Source organism: Hahella sp. KA22 (assembly GCF_004135205.1).
Classification (GTDB): Bacteria; Pseudomonadota; Gammaproteobacteria; order Pseudomonadales; family Oleiphilaceae; genus Hahella.
This window is the reverse complement of record NZ_CP035490.1, coordinates 2,966,065-2,983,958: the sequence shown is the minus strand read 5'-3', so window position 1 is coordinate 2,983,958 and position 17,894 is coordinate 2,966,065. Positions and strand designations below refer to the sequence as shown.

Genomic DNA, 17,894 nt, shown 5'->3' with positions numbered 1-17,894 from the left:
GTAACTGACGTTGACGTCAATATATAGAGCTTTCATTTCGCAGCCCCACCGTTTGCGCTCGAATTGCCTGTTTCAAACATGCCGCCCCCTTTCTCGCAATGGCGACAAGTATTGAGTGTTGCAGATCAGGACCAAGCAACGCTTTTCCTATGTCGTACTCCACTTTCCTAAGCTCTATACCCGCCTGATTAAGTAAGCTCTCATCCTGATATCCATCTGCTCCTTGACCGCTTAGATACACGCTCGATCCAAGCACTTCGCAGCGACGAATCAAGCGTTCATTTTTATGAAATGCCTCCAGTCCGAGTTCTGTCCCTTTCTTGAACTCCACGTCTATTCCTAATAAAGAAGCAATATACATATTCATGTGTATATTGATTTCTGCAACAGAGGAATAAAGAAAGTAGATGGACGCAAGCTCTTCGCAAATAGGCGCCAGCTCATGACTATACGGCATACCAGAGAGATTAAGATTTATAGTTTTCAGTATTTTGTTAAGCTCTTTTTCCGATTTAACATATTTCTTGTCAGCGATCCTTTGATCATTGCCTTTGCTCACCGGGAGAGTTAAGTAGGCAGAGCCGCCGCCAACAGGAATAGTGACTCTGTTTACATAACACTGTTTGGGATACTTGACGTCATCTGAAAAAACAAAGACATCGCTCTTCGCCATTTTTTCAAAGTATCCAAACCAAGGAAAAAAGTTAGGCTGGTGCCCGCTGACGACTGCACATTCATCTTTGCTTCGCGTCATGTCACTTCCCTATATTAGGTCTGTTGTTTTGTTCGAGAAGATTATCGTAGTAACTTATCAAGTATGAAGTCCGCCCATCCAGGCTGCGAAGCACCTTGTCCCTTGGACTCATATCTGTTTTCTGCCACCAGACCGGATGAGTTAATACATATACACTGTCAATCGCGTCGTCCCTTAAAACCTCCAGTAAAGGAGTGAAACGCCAGATTCCGTTACTGTCTGAGCAATAGTTGAACCTGTTCCTGAATACGGTATAACTGGCGTTTTTCATTCCTCCTATAACGGCTCTTTCAAAACTATTGGCGTCATAAGTGGACGGGTTATGTAGAGAAAAGGAAGCCACTTCACAACCAATAAGCGCAACTATCACATTCGCTTCTATCTGGATTGCTTCCTCCAGGTTTTGTTCCTGGTAAATACTGGGATCGAAATGCAGGCCTAAATCATGCCCTAGTTCATGAATCCGTCTTAGCTGATCAATCGTTTTGGGATCAAATACGCTGTAAAACAGTGAAGAGGGTTGTACGTAGTAGGTGGATTTAACTCCCAGCTGCTTTTCAATCTTTGCGAGCGCTAGCGCCCGGCTGGGTGAGAAGTCAATATCATGCCGCCAAACAGCAACTCGTTCTTCGAAAGAGTCATCTTTAATTAACTGGAAGTGGAATCTTGATAAAGCAACCTCAAGAACTTCCGCATATTTTCTTTCCGTAAAGTCTTCACTCATGATAATGAAACCATGTGTTGCTTACATGCCAACTGATATAACGACCCACCGTCCGACATCAGTGTCGTCCAACAGCCTGTCTCAATAACCTGCCCCTCCCCCATCACGATAATTTGATCAGCATTTCTGACCGTGGATAGACGGTGAGCAATGGAAATAATGCATAGTTCATCTCGAAGTTGCTCCAGCGTGCCAAGAATGACTTGCTCAGACGCCGAATCCAGAGCACTGGTCGCCTCGTCCAACAGCAATATTTGCGGGTGGGATAGCAAAGCCCTGGCGATGCCCAAGCGCTGACGCTGCCCGCCAGACAAGCGCACGCCTTGGTCGCCGACTATCGTGTCATAGCCATCAGGCAGGCTTTCTATGAAGGTATGCGCATTCGCTTTTTTCGCCGCCTGCACAATGTCTTCATCCCTTGCGCCCTTAGCGCTCCAGGCAATATTTTCCCTGATCGTCCGGTGAAACAAGATTGTTTCCTGGGGCACGTATCCAATCGCTTTGCGCCACAGGGCAGGTGGAACCTGATGAATGGAGGATTCACCAATGCGAATGTCTCCACCGTACAGTTGGCTAAGCCCCAAAATTGTATGCACGAGCGTTGATTTCCCCGCGCCTGACTCTCCGACTACGCCGATAAAGCCTCTCTCTGGAGCAGAGAACCCCACGCCTTGTATGAGTCGACGCCCGCCATAGCCAGCGCTGACATTAACAAGAGACAGCGGGCCGCTTGGAGTTCGCACACCTTCAGCGCCTTCAAGCGCCTGCGCTTCCCGCTGCTCATCCGCTTCCTCGCACAACGCTTTCAACTCAAGCAAAGCAGGTAGATATGAACCCAGTAGCTGTACATTCTGTTGTAACGAGTTAAATCTCGGCAGCAGCCTTACAAACAAACCAAGTATGAGCAACATATATGCTGCAGGCGTTTGAAAGTAGATATGGCCAGTTACAAGAATCAGGCAAAGTGCGGCGATGGATGCAAACTCAAAAATATTCCTGGTGACGCCGGGGATAAACGTCGCCAATGTATGATTCCACCTTAACTCCTCCGTAACCTCGTTAATCTCCTCAATCGCCAATGGTTCCGACCCTGTTGATTTCACGAGTTTCGCGCCTGAGATATATTCAGATACCTGCACCATGAGACGGCTGTTACAGTTACTAATATTCGTTCCAATCTTGTAATTCTTGATAGTGACTTTTTTGACCACCAGAAAAAGCACTGCGGCCAGTCCAATTAAAGCCATTGTTATCTTCCAGGAAAGAAACGCGGCGACAACGACATAGACAAGAATGACAACGACAGATGAAGATATTTGCGCCATCACCATAAATGCGCCGCTCAAACGCAAGGTTTCGGTGGTGATGGACTTGATTAACACCCCTTGCTTCCTGTGCGAGATAAACTCCCAATGAGCCAGAATAAACGCCTTGAACAAGCGTTGCTGCCAATGCGCGCCATAGCAACGCTGCAAATCAGCCGTATGCCACGTTTGCAAAGTGAGAATTAACGCCTGCAACGCGAACATAAAAATAACGACTGACAATACGCCTATTATTGAGGCGTCCATTCCAAGAAAACCCAGAAAATCTTCCATCATCGACTGCAGCAGACCAGCCCCCCCGGCATCATTAACGCCAATGATCGACAAAAGCGGCAACAACAGCGCCATACTGGCCCCCTCAAACGCCGCCGCCGCGACCATCACCACCATGAGCCACCAGAGCTTACGGCCATGAACGGCGTATGCATCAGTCAGGAAGTCCTTAATAATCGCTTTCTGTTCCCGCAGAGAATTCATTGGTCTTCGTACTCTTGAGCTATCAGACAGCGCCGACGATACGGCAAGGCGCGCCATGCGCCCTACTGCCAGCAGGAATATCCTGTAAAACCAGACTGTGCGCGCCAATGACACATCGATCACCGACCGTGACCCCTTTTGCAATCACTGTATATGGCCCGATATAACAATGGTCGCCAATGGAGGTCGCAGCACGTTCATAACCTTCTTTGCCTCCGCTGGTCGCCCATTTGACCGTGTCATGGGTATAAATCTGCACCCCTGCTGAGATGGAGCAATACGAGCCGATAGAGAGCTGTCCGCCAGAGCCGTCCAATATGGTAAACGGCCCTATCCATGTGGACTTTCCTACGGTTACATCTCCAAATATATAAGAGCTGTCATAGACGGAAACCTCGCTCTCAAAACCCAGTTCCTTGGCTTTCTCCCAACGATCCACAATATATTCAGAGAAAGGCAGCGTCCGACGATATTTGGAGTTCAACAACCTACGTTTATCGAACCAAAGTTGTTTAAGTGAAGTGAATAGATCATCAAACATAGAGTTCGCTCAACCATTGCTCTACGTTCAAGAGAGACCAGATTAATAACCTTCTGTTTTGCTTGCCCTGCAGATGTTCTTCAACAAGTTCACGGAGCACTTTTTCATCCATAAACTCGTATATATGTGGGCGACCAGAGAGCAGCTTGCGTTTGACATACTCCATACTGTCCCCTTTAAACCATGACGCGTCGGGCGCTGAAAACCCTTTCTTAATCGCTTCCGTTACTTCTTCAGGGATATAGCTCCTCATGGATTCCCTTAAGATGCGCTTCCCGTCCTTCGTTTTCTGAAAGTAATTAAGCTGCTTATTGCCAGGTTCGTTCTCATTAAGCCTGACTATCTCATTGATATTGCTGAGTTTCATATCTACCGGGCAGCGCATGGCGAAATCAACCAGATCGTTATCCAGAAATGGAACTCTTGTCTCAAGACCATGAGCCATGCTCAACTTATCTTCCACCACCAATACGCCATGCATAAAGGTTTTGGCTTCAAAATAAAGAGAGTGATTAATATATTCTTCCGCAGTATTTAGTTTGTTCGGCTTATATTTGAAGACATCCCTGAAAATATCGCGTGTCCATACATTTTTCACTTCATCCAGGATAGGCGCGAACAGCTTGTGTATTATTTTGTTTGGAATCAGGCGGTGCCAGAACTGGTAGTAATTATCAATATATTGATCAAAGTTGTTGCAGCTGGCCGCTCTGTAATACCGCCATGGATATCCTCCAAATAGCTCATCTCCGCCAACGCCGGAGAGAACCACCTTGACGAATTTACTGGCCAGTTGGGCTACATAAAAATTCGGATAGCTCTGCCCTACTCGGGGTTCTTCTAAATGGTGCGCCATCCTCGGTAACGCGCGCTCCATGTCTCCCGCCTTCAAAACCATTTCATAGTGCTCTGATTTGATCAGAGCTGAAATCGCCTCAGCCTGAGCCCTCTCATCGAAGCCCAGCTCGATGCCGGATGCAGAGCTTAGATCAAAGCCACAGGTAAACGTTTTAAGATTATTGAAGTTCTGGGCGGCAAGAGCGGCTATGGACCCAGAATCCATGCCTCCGCTTAAGTAACTCCCCAGCTCGACGTCAGCGACCAACTGCCTGTTGACGGCCTGGCGGAAAAGTCTGTCCAACTCTTCCTGATACTCTCTAAAAGAGGATCTGGCGGCAGGCTCCTGAAAGGAAAAGTCCCAGTATGAATAGAAATCAAGCTTGGCGTTACTTGGTGAGGGGTCAATCCACGCGTAACTTCCCGCCGGAACCATTTTCATGCCTTGCAGCAATGTACGGTCGGTAAAGAAATTCTGAAAAGTAAAATACTCCAGCAGCCCTTCTTTATCGATCTTTCTGCGATAATCATTCGCAGCGGTAATCGCTTTTTGCTCAGAGCCGAAGTAGAAAATACCGTTTTGAAAGGAATAATAAAGCGGCTTAACGCCATACCGATCCCTGGCCAGCAACATACGCTTTTCTTTTCTATCCCAAAGCGCAAACGCGAACATGCCATTGAACCGCGTAATCGCCTCCACGCCCCAGGCGGCGATCGCATTCAACACTACTTCACTGTCTGTGTTGGAGCGGAACCAGTACCCTTCCGCCTCTAAATCTGCTCGCAATTCCCTAAAGTTGTATATCTCACCATTATAGGAAAGGACGAAGCGGTGATCCGCGCTGATCATCGGCTGGCGACCAGCGGGAGACAAATCCAAAATCGCCAGTCGCCGATGGCCAATCGCCACATTGTTCTCCACCCAGGCTCCCTCGCCATCCGGCCCCCGGTGAGCGATGGCGTCCGTCATCCTTTTCAACCAGACAGGCGACGCCGGCGAGTTATCTAAGTGGATAAACCCTGTAATTCCGCACATTAAAGAGTACCTTCCATATTCCGGGCGAGAGTACAGCTGGTGCTTTCGCGATTAAAATAACGTCAGCTCGACTTTCAGAAGCCTTGGAAGCCGGACTAGCCGCAGATAATCCGTCTTATGCACTGCACGACGAATTGATAATCATCGGCCTGCATCCTGTTATGGAGAGGAATCGCCATAGTCTGGTTATTGCAATCCCTGGCGTTGGGGAAATCCTCATCCTGATAGTGATATTCGTTTTTATAATAACCAAGCATATGCACCGCATGAGTGCCAGGTCGCGTGGAAACGCCAAGCTCTTCCAGCGCCGACATCAGCTCATTTCTGGCTACGGGAGACTTATCAAGATCAATATACAGAACGTATGCCTGCCAGCCATGACGCCCTGAGGGAGAGGGCGCTGGCGTACGTATGCAGTCAATATCCGCAAGTTGTTCGCTATACCATGCCGCCCAGTGTTCCCTCTCTGTCAGCAATTCATCGAGCTTGCCCAACTGAACCACGCCAATGGCGCCCTGGATATCCGTCATACGATAGTTGAAGCCCAGCAGATTAAACTCTGGCAACAGGTAGGGTCTCGGTCCAGCGTGGCGCTGCTCCTCTGAAATCGAGGCTCCATGATTTCTTGCTTGCAGCATACGTTCGGCGAGGACCGAGTCATTGGTCGTCACCATGCCTCCCTCGCCCGTAGTAATAGACTTACGGGGGTGGAAGGAAAACGCGGCGACATCTCCCAGTCCTCCTGCACACCGACCTTCCGCCAGTTCAGCCCCTGCGGCGCAGGCAGCGTCTTCAACAATAGCGACGTTGTGAGGGAGCGCTTCCCTCAGGGCGTCGACATCCGCGCACCGTCCAAATAAATGAACCGCGATGACTGCACGCGTTTTTTCAGTCACTCGTGCTCGCGCTTGCTCTATATCTATATTGAAAGTCTTCGGGTCCACATCAACGAGAACCGGCGTAGCCCCGCAGTACAGAACCACATTCGCCGTGGCTACCCAGGTAAACGCTGGCACGATTACCTCATCGCCAGCCTTTATTCCCAAACCCACTAACGCCAAATGCAGCGCAGTGGTGCAGGATGTCACGGCAATCGCGTGTTTTACGCCATGACGCTCCGCAAACGCTTTCTCAAACAAAGCAACTTTAGGTCCCTGGGTCACCCATCCGCTCATTAAAGGATCTTTACATGCCAGCCATTCTTCTTCGCCAATACTGGGAAGAGATATCTGAATCTTACGATCACTCATGGCGCTTACTCACCTCTTGCGGCTAGTTTCTTGCGTCGCAGCGCCACTTCTCTTTGATGAGACGCGCGCCACTCGATCAATCTTCTAAGCCCCTCATCAAGGTCCACTCTTGCAGTGAAATCTATTTCTTTTTTCGCTCTCTCCGGACAACCAATACGGTTTCTCACCAACGTCGCCTGACTGCGCGGCGCATATTGAATACCATGTTTACAGTCAGTCAGCGTCAAGAGCTTTTCAGCCAACTCTTTCAGACTCGTACGCGTTCCCGTACCCACGTTATAAAACCGATCCGTCGCGCTGGCTTTCATTGCGCAGACATTTGCATGAGCGCAGTCCTCTACCGCGACAAAGTCGAACGCTTCAGAGCCGTCGCCTAAAATGGTAGGTCCTTCGTTGCGGTCAATAGCGTCAAGCATCTTCATAATGACGGCGATGTACGCCCCCTGATAATCCTGTCTGGGACCATAAACATTCATGTACCTGAGCCCGACGTAATCTAGCCCGTATCGATGATGCATGGCTCTCAGCATCGCCTCTCCGGCAATCTTGGTGGCGCCGTAAAAGTTTTTATTATTAAAAGGATGATCTTCCGTCATAGGCTCTTCAACCGCATCACCGTATACAGACGCAGATGAGGAATAGACCAGCCTTTTAACGCCTGCTTTTATGCAGGCCTCCATCACATTAAAGGTTCCCTTTACGTTGACATCAAAAGCAGATCTGGGGAACTCATGACACTGTAATAGCCACAAGGCGGCGAAGTGAAAAACGCCATCCACTCCTTGCATGGCTGAATCAAGAATATCCGTCTGCAAAATATCGCCGCCAACTTCATAAACCTTAACGCGGCTGTCCCTTAATGCGGTCGATAAGTTGTCGTAGCTGCCTCTGACGAAGTTATCGTAAACAATGATTTCTTCCACGCCTTCCTTTAATAGAGCGTCAACGGTATGAGATCCAATTAACCCTGCCCCGCCAATCACCAAAAACTTACGTCCGCTTAAATCCATAACCATCCCCTATGTTTTATGAGTTAGATTGGAGATTTACCGCTTTTCTCTTAAATAGTCCTGAAATCAATACAATGATCGTTCCAAATATAATCCCTGCCATGAACCCGAGAATTACCATAAGTTTTCTATCCGGGCCGCTTTTCATTTCCGGAACAGTTGGCGGATCTATATATTCGTATATATAGTCCTCTCTGGCGTTAGCAAGCATCGCTGTCCTTATCTCCGATTCGATCAAATCAAATATAACTCTCTTTACCTCAATGACATCCGTTCGCTGAGCCTGCGCCTCCAGGAACTCAATATTTTTCTGGGCGTCATCAATATCTTTGTTCTTCATTTCCGCATTCAATGCGCTAACCAGTTTCTCCAACCACTCTTTGGCGAGAACTGGCGAATAATATTGCAGCGATATTGTCACGTAACCGGACCTTTTATCTTCCGCCACGGTCAGTCTGGAGAACAGCTTCTGATAGATCAGGTTGTCGGAGGGCGCGTCTCGACCAGGCTGCATAGCCGCGGGCAACCAATGGTTTGAGCTAGCGTCGTATACTTTTTCGTTGAGAATAAGCGTCTCGGACAGAGGATCCCACCTCTCGCCAGCTATCAAAGGCACAACAATCGCTTCTTTCTTTGCAAAAGAAACGATGAATCGTTTGGACTTGAGAATCGCCAGCGCCAGCTCAGCTTTGTTTTTACCTCCGCCTCCCAGACGAATTCCCGCCAGGCTGGCGAGGCCTCCAAGTCCTCCCGCCAAAGAGGAGTCTGCGCCACTGGCGACGCCGGCCGGAGAGAGAAAGGCAACGGACTTATAATAATTAGGCTGGGAAAATGCGTAATAACCTGAAAGCAAAGTAAAGACGAAGGAGACTGTTAAAATTATCCACTTACCAGCCCAGATTTGCTTAAACAGTTTTACAAAATCAACCTTCGCGCTCTCCGAATCCGAGCCAGAAGGGACAAGATATAAAAAGTTCTTTTGCTGTAAATCATTCTTATCTTCTTTCACTTCGCAACCTCAATATTAAAGGGAAAAGTGATCAACTACCCTTAATCGCGTCCACCAGCGTTTCACATACAAATAGCTGTTCCTGCGAAGTCATGTAGGGACAAATGGGAATACTCATGACACGCTCAGCAAGCATCTCGCTTACAGGGAACGATAGTCCTTCTTGCCGATAGGCAGGCTGCTTATATGCAGGCAATGGATAATGAACAGCGGTAGGCGCGCCACTTGCTTTCATTCGATCAGCGACGCGGTCTCTATCCGCCAATTTAACGGTGAATTGTGCATATACAGACTTACAGTGTGGAGGAACTTGAGGGAGTTCAATTGCACCACATGTATCCAGCAACTCGTTGTATCTCATCGCGAGTTCATGCCGCTTTTCGATTTCCTGATCAAATACATCCAGCTTGGCCAGTAATATAGCCGCCTGAATAGTATCCAGTCTCGCGTTCACCCCTAAACGAGTGTGACAATAGCGAGTTTCTTGTCCATGCACGGTTATTTGGCGAATGATATGAGCCAGTTCATCATTGTTCGTAAATATAGCGCCGCCGTCACCGTAACAACCGAGAGGCTTGGACGGAAAGAAACTGGTTACAGCGATATCAGTAAGGCCGCAGGACTTGGAATTTTTATATGTTGCGCCAAAGCTTTGCGCGGCGTCTTCAATAACGGGAACGCCATACTTCTTCGCCAAGGCGTTGATTTCATCAAACTCAGCACAAGCGCCATAGAGACTGACGGCGATTATCGCCTTAGTATTGCGCGAGAAGCCTTTCTCCAGTTTCGATACATCTATATTGCAGCCGCCGACTTCCACATCGATAAACACAGGCTTCGCGCCAAGCAGACACACTGCTTCAACCGGCGCAATGAAAGTAAAGCCAGGCACAATGACCTCATCTCCAGGGCCAATGCCAAGCGCCATTAAAGCTACTAAAAGTCCATCCGTACCATTAGAAGTAGCAATACAATGCGTCACGCCTGCACGGTCAGCCAGCTTGACCTCCAGCTCGGCGACTTCGGGGCCCAATATATAATGCCCGTGCGAGTGAACTGCTTTGATATTTTCATCGACGCTCTGTTTTATGAGCTCATACTGGCGATCTAAATTGATAAACTTAATATCCATGTCAGTGCTGATCCGCCGTTACAAAATCATTTTTTAGCACGTAATTAATCCCAGAATGGGGGCACACGCATTCAGCTTCCCCCTGCAATGGCAGATCGAGTCTTTCACCAAACTGACTCATCCACCCTACTTGTCTGGCTGGAACGCCGACCATCAATGCATAGTCCCGTACGTCTTCTTTCACGACAGCGCCCGCGCCGATAAAGGCATAGCAGCCAATTGTCACGCCGCAGACAATTGTGCAATTCGCACCCAGGGTCGCTCCCTTCCTGACAATAGTCTTTCTGTACTCGCTTTTCCTTGGCACCGCAGCCCGGGGATTGTAGACATTAGTGAAAACCATACTTGGACCGCAAAAAACACCGTCTTCCAGCACAACACCGTCATAGATGGACACGTTGTTCTGGACCTTAACGTTGTCGCCAATCGTAACGTCATTTCCCACATAAACGTTCTGGCCAAAACTGGACTCCTTACCTATAGATGCGCCTCCACAGATATGAGTCCAATGCCAAACTGTCGATCCATCTCCAATACAGCAACCTTCATCAACAATCGCCGTACCATGTATCTTTACATTATTCATTTGCAAACCTGATGTGCTATTTCTTCAGATATGGATGATATTCATTTGTGGGGTTAACAGGCTTATTGGAGCGTATGTTATAAACGGCCTCAATCGCTCGTCTGGCGTCTTCAATACCAAATCCAGAACCGCTCAATATATCTCTGTAACTCTGAGTATGCAGGTCTGTGAACCCGGAGGAAAACTCCACTTCCTGACCATCCACAGTCATCGATCTGAATGGTTTCATATAGGGCTTCGTTGATGGGGGCAAGTCATTTGCATCGACAGACAAATACCATCTTACTACTGCGTTCTTAAGCTGCATGACGCCAGAAGCCTTTGTCGCCTCATGCAAATGAACCTGGCTATTTACGACATCTCCAAACAAACAAATAAGCACATCAAAAAAATGAATGCCTATATTGGTAACCACCCCGCCTGACTTTTCCTGGTTACCTTTCCATGACATTAAATACCAAGGGCCTCGGGGGGTTATGTATGTCAGATCAATATCGTACATCCTGCCCTCGTCCAGACTTTTCTTTAACTCAATGATTGCAGGATGAAGGCGCAATTGAAGGATAGTATTAATCTTTCGCTCATATTCTGTTTCGAACTCTGCAAGCGCATCCAGATTCCAGGGACTGAGCACAAGAGGTTTTTCACATATAGCGTGAGCCCCCGATCTTAGAGAGAATCGTATGTGAGCGTCATGAAGATAATTGGGTGAGCATATGCTTACATAGTCTATAGACATACCGTTGCGACGTTTCAATTTGTCTATATGCCTATCAAAGCGCTCGAACTCTATAAAAAAATTGACATTGGGGAAGTAGCTATCCAGGACACCTACTGAGTCGTTAACGTCAAACGCCGCCTCCAAACTATTCTCAGTTTCATATATTGCTTTTAAGTGCTTCGGCGCGACATATCCTCCCACGCCGATAATCGCAAACTTGGCCATCCCGATAGTCTCCATTTATTAATGGCGTCAGGCACGCTACCGCCCTTGGCGCACCAGAAGCCAATATTATAATTACGACATAGACAGCAAACAGCAAACAGCAAACAGCAAACAGCTTATTTTAGACTAGCTCTATATATTTTAGCTCAACTTCCAAGTTTGAAAGCCTTCCAAGCACATTAATTAATATATTAACGCGCTCCTCAGGTGAATATGAACTAAATACGGCCTCAATAGACTGAAGCCCCTCGATATTGACTTTTATTCGATCTCCTGGCGTCAAATGCCTTCGAAGATCAACACACCACCTTTCTTGAATTAAGGTCAACCTTTCTTGAATTTCCTTTACAACAGATGTATCAACTTTAGGGGGTAGTGTTGCAAACCTTACGAAATCATTAACACCGCGAGTGCTTCTTATTCTCGCCCAATTATCGTTAGAAGGATCTAAATATATAAATATATAACCAGGAAATAGTGGCTCATAAGCCTCTTTTGAAAACCCTCCGCGACTCTTTGAGACACAAGCAATCGGCCTGAAGACATCATAATTTTGATTAATGAGGTTAATCTCAGCCCTCTCGTCCTGTCGGGATTTGCAGCGAAGCAGGTACCATGCCTTCATTTATTCTCCACCTTGATGCGCCAATACATTAGCTAGCCATTAAGAAATTCTCTACAAACTTCCAACCGCCGCTGCACCCAACGCAATTTGATAGAATATTTGGCTCACATTTGTCCATAACTGCAGTTTATTAAGTCGATCTGTCTGAAGTGGGACAACAATCGTATCGCCAGCGCTTAACTTGCTTTTATTATTCGCAAACCATGCAGAAGAGGACGGCAACCAAACGGAACCATTCGCCTTGACCACATACGTCCGATCCGAATCAGCCTGGGAGGTTTCTCCGCCGCTGCGCTTAATATAGTCATCAACAGTAAGGTTTTGATGATAGATATGGCTGGTCGAAAACTGAACCTCTCCTATAACCGTCACAGATTGCGTGACAGGTGGAACCATCAGCTTATCGCCTTGCTGCAAAATGACGTCCTGCCGCATATCGCCTTTCATCAACGCATCCACGTCCACCACCAAACGCCCTAAAGGCTTCGAGCTTTTAACCCGGCTGAGTAAATCTTGCAGTTTACTGATATCAGATGGAGCGACTTTTTCCTTTTCTTTATTTTCCTTCACCATCTCCAGTTGCAGAGTCGCCAGATCCCTTTGCAAGCGCGCCTCGGCGTCTTTCAGTCTCTCCGCCTCCAGCTCAGCAAGCCTCTCCCGGGTAAATAAAGCGCCTTTCGCAAAGGCATTCGAGGTAAAACCGCCCGCCCGATGCACTACCTGAGACAGGGTTTCACCTTTCTTTACCACATACTCGCCTGGAAACTGAACCTCCCCATCAAGGGTAACTGTGTAGCGCTCCGCATACTCAGGTATAGTTTTTATAAATACCTTGTCAAGCGCTTGAAGCCGATTATTCGGGTTAACTTCGAAGCCTCGAATCGGAAGATTGAATATCTCCAGGTCGCTTTGATTGGAAGACATTACCAGCCGCGATACTTCCGCCCGCAATGTGTACGCCGAATCCAACAATCCACCGGCTGCGGTTATCAGTTGATCGAGCGTCAATTTATCTGTAACAGGATACTCGCCAGGAAATCTGACAGAACCGCCAATCGTCACTACTTGCGGAGGGTGGCCGGTGCTAGCCTGTTTCCTAAGCTTACGTATTACGTCATTTAACAGCGGCTCACGAATAGCGTCCCTGTTGAAAAGAATAATTTTGTCCAGTGGTTGCACCATTGCAGATGCGGACCCGGACTTATCGGAAAAAATATCGACCAGATTAAGCGCCATAGCCTGAATATCGCCACGCTGATTGACCTCTCTCACCAACAAAGCGTAATTAAGGTCCGTGATTGAAGGATCTATACCGCCCGCCGCATCAAGCGCGTCTCTAATCGTGTAGTTTTCAGGTAAAGGGAACTCTCCCTGTAAACGAGCTGTACCCAGCACTTCAAACGTTCTTTGCTTACTGACGGGTGTAGCCTGCACCTGAAGTTTCGCCAGAAGCCCTTCCAGCATTTCGCTCCGGCTACGATATTTATTGAACACCAACAGCCGATCTTTATCCCTTAGCGCAACATCTTGTTTCCCTCCTGGTCTCGACAAGGCTGCGCCAAGCTTGACATGTATCACCTCCAGATCCTTATGCGCATTAACTTCCCTGACAATCAAAGCGTAATCCAGATCAGAATCAGGAAGTAAACCAAACTTAATAGAGTGAACCACATCACTGATTTTCAATCCTGGCTTCCAGTCGTATACGCCCGGCCGACTCACTTCACCGGAAACTTTTATATAACCTTCAACCAATTCATCCACAGCTCCGACCGTAACCAAGTCGCCATTTTTAACTTCAAAGCGCTTCCCCTGCGCCGTAAGCAAATTGACGTCCAGCACAGACTTTTTAAAGCCCTCCGCCACTCGCTCAACTTTTGTGTATTTTGGGTAAGCTTCCGAGCGCAAGCCTCCGGCAAGTTGCACAAGCCCTTCCAGGGTCCTCTCGTCTTTGAGTTCATATATTGCCGGACGATTCACATAACCACCGATACCTGCCGCTTTTCCTTTGGGCGGAATAAATATGACGTCTCCTGGAAGCAAACGCTGATCAGAACTTGTATCTCCGCGCAACAGCAGATCATACAAATCCATGGTGGCGATCAATTTACCTTGACGCTTTAACTGGATATTGCGCAGTGAACCGCCGTTCTTAACGCCGCCACTTACAAATAACGCGTTGGTTATCGTTGATAAAGAGCTAACCGTATAGGCTCCAGGAGTTCTTGCCTCTCCCAGAATAAAAACCCTAATGCTGCGTAGTTCGCCCAACGATATCGCGCTTTCAACACCAATAAATTTTTGCTTGATCAGCTGAGTGAGCTGCCCTTTAAGCTCATTAAAAGACAAGCCTGCAACTGGCATCGGGCCAATTTGAGGGAACTGTATCTGCCCATCTCTGGTGACTATCAACTCCAATAGCTGATTTTCCTTGCCGAACATCTGCACTCGCACCGTATCCCCAGGGCCAATAATATATTCTGCAGGAATCGGAATTTCGGTTACTGGAGCGAAGGTAGTGGGTTCGCCAGCAAACAGCTCATAGCCAAATGGCTCTAACTCTCTCACCGGGCGCAAGGCAATATCTTCGAAATTACGGCTATCGCCTCGTCCGCTCTGGTTGTCCTGATATTTCGCCTCCTCCCATCCAGCCCAAGCTTCATCTTCAATCGGTTTCCGCCTGGGTATGCTGTTGGCTTCACTCTGAGGAAATAGCGTTTCCGTTTGCTTGTCTGCGGACAGCGGCCTTACTGGCGAATCTGGCGCTGGCTCAAGCGTCTGCCTGGGAAGAGACTGGGAGCTTTTTAAAGAGTCAATATCAATGCCATACTGCTCCGCCAATGCCTTTTGCTGCGCCTCAGGAAGCGCCAGGAACCGATTGATCTGCTCAGGAGACAATGTCTGCGCCGACGAGAGTGCGCTAAACACAAACAGAAAGAACAGGGTTATTATTTTCACGATACTGCGCATATATTCATTCACCATTAGAATCTATACGTCCCTTCTAGCCAGAATTGGAAATCTCCGCTGGATGCGTAGTCATTAATTAATTCTGCCGAGTAATAGTTACAACCTAACTCATACCGTAATGCTCTCCACTCATTTTGGTAAGCCATCTCCACTGCCCAGACCGAAGCTGTATAGAGTTCACCGCTAGGAGGGTTGGCTGTCCTTATGCCATCGACATTCGCCCTTAGTCGGGATACCGCCCCTTTGATCATCGCTGAATCAGGTGAGATAAAACGCATGCCCAGACTGTATATTTCAGAATCATTATCGAATGCCGCGCCGATGGCTCTTCCCCGGTATCTGTATCCGGTTTGGTAAATTTGATGATTGTATGTGACGTTAAAGAAGGGGTCGCCGAGCGCACCACCGGCTGTGGTGTCCGCTGCTTCGAGAAAAACGCCAACATCCCAGTCCGAGACGCCAAATGATGACTCCAGCCCGCCAAGCCAGTTGCGCTTGGAAGGAACCCCTCCCGCTTCATCTTCACCCACCATTTGAGCGTAAAATGCAGAAGGAAGAGAGCCAAGGTTGAATGAAAAGCGTAAATCAACGCCTCCTAACTGATTGCCTGGCTCATTATCTCTTGTGATGCCGCCATCCCCGACATTATCCCGCCCTAAGAACAGATCTATCAGGCTGGAAAACGACTGTGGTCGTCCATCGCCTCCCCATTGCGCGGTACGGTATAAAGCCAATTCAAGTCTCTGCAGAGGACGAAAGGAAAAGCGGGCGCCAAGTAGCTTGGCGTCGGGAACATAGCGATCTCCTTCAAGCTGCCCTCCAAACATTTCGAGACTCCACGGCCCCAACCATGAAAGCCAGGGAGTCTCGAATTCAGAGTCAGAGTTACGACGAATGAAAATCCCTGGGACAGGTCTGGCGTTGCTGGATAGAATCAAACTGGAGCGCCAACCAGGGCCCCACCAACGCTCTATTGCTCCTGCGCCAACGACCCAATTTCCTATCAAGCCAGCAATATAGCTTCCATCCGCCCTGGCAGTTGGCAAATCGTCATAGTCGCCATTCACCGCGGACACACGCAAATTGAGCGCCCACCAACTCCCCAGAAAGTCAGCCCGCCCCCAAACCTCCTGATTTTCGGTATAGCCATCTCCGAACTGCTTTAATAGAGGAGAACGATTAGAGACGCGAAATCCGGCATCAAAATGAGCGGTCTGAGTCTTATAGCGGCGTAATTCAAATTGGACGTAGTCAAAAGCGGTACGAATACGGTCAGAAGGGAGTTCTGCGCGGTCGATCAGCATCAATTCTCTATCAATGCTGGACCAGGAGATAGGCCACGCCATCACATTCAGGTTGGCGTACCCTGAATCAACTAGAAGCTGCAGGCTATGGCGAAGACGGATATCGTCAGAATCCGCCCATGGCGAGCCATGTGCATTAAGTGACCAGACCAGGAGTAAGGCAAGTACAGACCTCCTCCCCGGATTTAGTGATTCCTTCACCCTTATTACCGATTATTGTAGTTGTCTGATACCACTCTGATTAGGAGAGCTGGCGTTATTATAATTAGATACAGCTATTTAAAAGGATTATAGGAGAGATGTTTTGGAATGTGTAGGAAGCGGGGAAAATTAATTTTTGCGCATTATTTAACCAAATCAATACATTAGGTGACTGATTTTGGTGCGCGCCACCTGCCAAAAAGCACTGCAGGTAGCGCCAAAAAACTTAGCTGATCCAGCTGTCGACGGTTTCTTTACCGTACTTACCGCGCCATTCGTTCAGCACTTTATGGTTACCGCCACGGGTTTTAACCACTTCGCCAGTATGAGGGTTTTTGTATACTTTCAAAGGACGAACGCCACGACGTTTATCAGTTGCACTGGGTTTCTCGTCTTTATTCCACATACGAACGACTTCTTCTTTGGATACACCGTACTTATCCATTAAGTCCTGTAGTTTCTTTTGAAACTCTAACGTTTTCTTAACGCTCTCATCGCTCTCCAATGCTTCGATCTTCTTCTTGAGATTTTCGTAGGCGGCTTTTGCTTCAATATAAGCAGATAGTTTATTCATTTATAGCTCCGGGGTTATTCGATCGGGTTTACAATCATCACATAACAATGTAATTAAAAATAAATAAATATCAAGAGGTATATGGAGCATTTCTTACAGTCGTACGTTATTTCTTACGAAAAATTCAGAATAAAGCGTACAGCTTTTTTAAGCATATTGAGCATAATAGCGCCACCACCGGGATCGGTGGATATTAAATCAAATACTTCAATGGAGTGATTTCACATGCAAAAACTGCTATCCGTTATTTTCTTCGCTTTTACTCTCGCCTTCGCTAATGTTTCATTCGCTACGGACGTCGCGCCACAGCAAACGCAGCCGGCCGCGCAACAGAATGTGGTGAATATTAATACGGCGGACGCCGAAGCATTAGCAAAAGCACTCAATGGCGTTGGCCTTAAAAAGGCCGAAGCTATTATAGAGTTTCGCACCACCAACGGCCCCTTCAAAGATATTTCCGAGTTGGCGCTGGTTAAAGGTATTGGTGAGAAAACCGTAGAGAAAAATCGTAGCTTGATTGTGCTGGAATAATATTGAGGCATTAGAAAGGCCCCTCCACGACAGTTATAACTGATCCTGGAGCGGGCCTTTTT

16 protein-coding genes are annotated in these 17,894 nt (G+C 47.8%); 1 reads left to right on the top strand and 15 read right to left on the bottom strand.

Annotated features, from left to right (window positions below):
- Window positions 1-16: 16 nt before the first annotated feature.
- The 15 genes from EUZ85_RS13385 to EUZ85_RS13315 form a co-directional block, all read right to left on the bottom strand.
- A complete protein-coding gene (locus EUZ85_RS13385; protein ID WP_127969763.1) occupies window positions 17-754 on the bottom strand; it encodes a WbqC family protein in 738 nt (245 codons plus the stop codon).
- Window position 755: 1 nt separating this feature from the next.
- Window positions 756-1,478, bottom strand: a complete 723-nt coding sequence (locus EUZ85_RS13380) for a hypothetical protein (protein WP_127969762.1) — start codon at window positions 1,476-1,478, stop codon at window positions 756-758.
- Window positions 1,475-3,151: an ABC transporter ATP-binding protein gene (locus EUZ85_RS13375; protein WP_164887234.1), complete on the bottom strand. Its 1,677-nt coding sequence runs from the start codon at window positions 3,149-3,151 to the stop codon at window positions 1,475-1,477. Before EUZ85_RS13375 ends, EUZ85_RS13380 begins: the two co-directional genes overlap by 4 nt.
- 151 nt (window positions 3,152-3,302) lie before the next feature.
- Entirely contained in the window at window positions 3,303-3,821 is a 519-nt protein-coding gene (locus EUZ85_RS13370; RefSeq protein ID WP_127969760.1) for a DapH/DapD/GlmU-related protein, read from the bottom strand.
- Complete coding sequence (asnB, locus tag EUZ85_RS13365) at window positions 3,814-5,694, bottom strand: asparagine synthase (glutamine-hydrolyzing) (protein ID WP_127969759.1); 1,881 nt, start codon at window positions 5,692-5,694, stop codon at window positions 3,814-3,816. Before asnB ends, EUZ85_RS13370 begins: the two co-directional genes overlap by 8 nt.
- Window positions 5,695-5,789: 95 nt before the next feature.
- Window positions 5,790-6,944, bottom strand: coding sequence for a DegT/DnrJ/EryC1/StrS aminotransferase family protein (locus tag EUZ85_RS13360; RefSeq protein ID WP_127969758.1), 1,155 nt, complete (start codon window positions 6,942-6,944; stop codon window positions 5,790-5,792).
- Between the two features lie 5 nt (window positions 6,945-6,949).
- On the bottom strand, window positions 6,950-7,954 hold the full coding sequence (locus tag EUZ85_RS13355; protein WP_127969757.1) for an NAD-dependent epimerase/dehydratase family protein: 1,005 nt from the start codon (window positions 7,952-7,954) through the stop codon (window positions 6,950-6,952).
- A 16-nt stretch (window positions 7,955-7,970) separates the two neighbouring features.
- Window positions 7,971-8,963: a Wzz/FepE/Etk N-terminal domain-containing protein gene (locus EUZ85_RS13350; RefSeq protein WP_127969756.1), complete on the bottom strand. Its 993-nt coding sequence runs from the start codon at window positions 8,961-8,963 to the stop codon at window positions 7,971-7,973.
- A 31-nt stretch (window positions 8,964-8,994) separates the two neighbouring features.
- Window positions 8,995-10,095 carry a DegT/DnrJ/EryC1/StrS aminotransferase family protein gene (locus EUZ85_RS13345; protein WP_127969755.1) on the bottom strand — a complete coding sequence of 367 codons (1,101 nt, stop codon included), beginning with the start codon at window positions 10,093-10,095 and terminating at the stop codon, window positions 8,995-8,997.
- A gap of 1 nt (window position 10,096) precedes the next feature.
- The gene (locus tag EUZ85_RS13340) at window positions 10,097-10,681 is read right to left on the bottom strand and encodes an N-acetyltransferase (RefSeq protein WP_127969754.1); all 585 of its coding nucleotides are present in this window, start codon (window positions 10,679-10,681) and stop codon (window positions 10,097-10,099) included.
- Between the two features lie 16 nt (window positions 10,682-10,697).
- A complete protein-coding gene (locus EUZ85_RS13335; RefSeq protein WP_127969753.1) occupies window positions 10,698-11,627 on the bottom strand; it encodes a Gfo/Idh/MocA family protein in 930 nt (309 codons plus the stop codon).
- A 121-nt stretch (window positions 11,628-11,748) separates the two neighbouring features.
- Window positions 11,749-12,252 carry a transcription termination/antitermination NusG family protein gene (locus EUZ85_RS13330; protein WP_127969752.1) on the bottom strand — a complete coding sequence of 168 codons (504 nt, stop codon included), beginning with the start codon at window positions 12,250-12,252 and terminating at the stop codon, window positions 11,749-11,751.
- 51 nt (window positions 12,253-12,303) lie between these two features.
- Window positions 12,304-15,222 carry an SLBB domain-containing protein gene (locus tag EUZ85_RS13325; RefSeq protein WP_164887233.1) on the bottom strand — a complete coding sequence of 973 codons (2,919 nt, stop codon included), beginning with the start codon at window positions 15,220-15,222 and terminating at the stop codon, window positions 12,304-12,306.
- Between the two features lie 14 nt (window positions 15,223-15,236).
- The gene (locus EUZ85_RS13320; protein ID WP_127969750.1) at window positions 15,237-16,727 is read right to left on the bottom strand and encodes a capsule assembly Wzi family protein; all 1,491 of its coding nucleotides are present in this window, start codon (window positions 16,725-16,727) and stop codon (window positions 15,237-15,239) included.
- Between the two features lie 226 nt (window positions 16,728-16,953).
- On the bottom strand, window positions 16,954-17,301 hold the full coding sequence (locus tag EUZ85_RS13315) for a histone-like nucleoid-structuring protein, MvaT/MvaU family (protein ID WP_127969749.1): 348 nt from the start codon (window positions 17,299-17,301) through the stop codon (window positions 16,954-16,956).
- Between the two features lie 225 nt (window positions 17,302-17,526).
- Between EUZ85_RS13315 and EUZ85_RS13310 the strand changes: the two genes are divergently transcribed.
- Window positions 17,527-17,832, top strand: a complete 306-nt coding sequence (locus EUZ85_RS13310) for a helix-hairpin-helix domain-containing protein (protein WP_127969748.1) — start codon at window positions 17,527-17,529, stop codon at window positions 17,830-17,832.
- Window positions 17,833-17,894 lie beyond the last annotated feature (62 nt).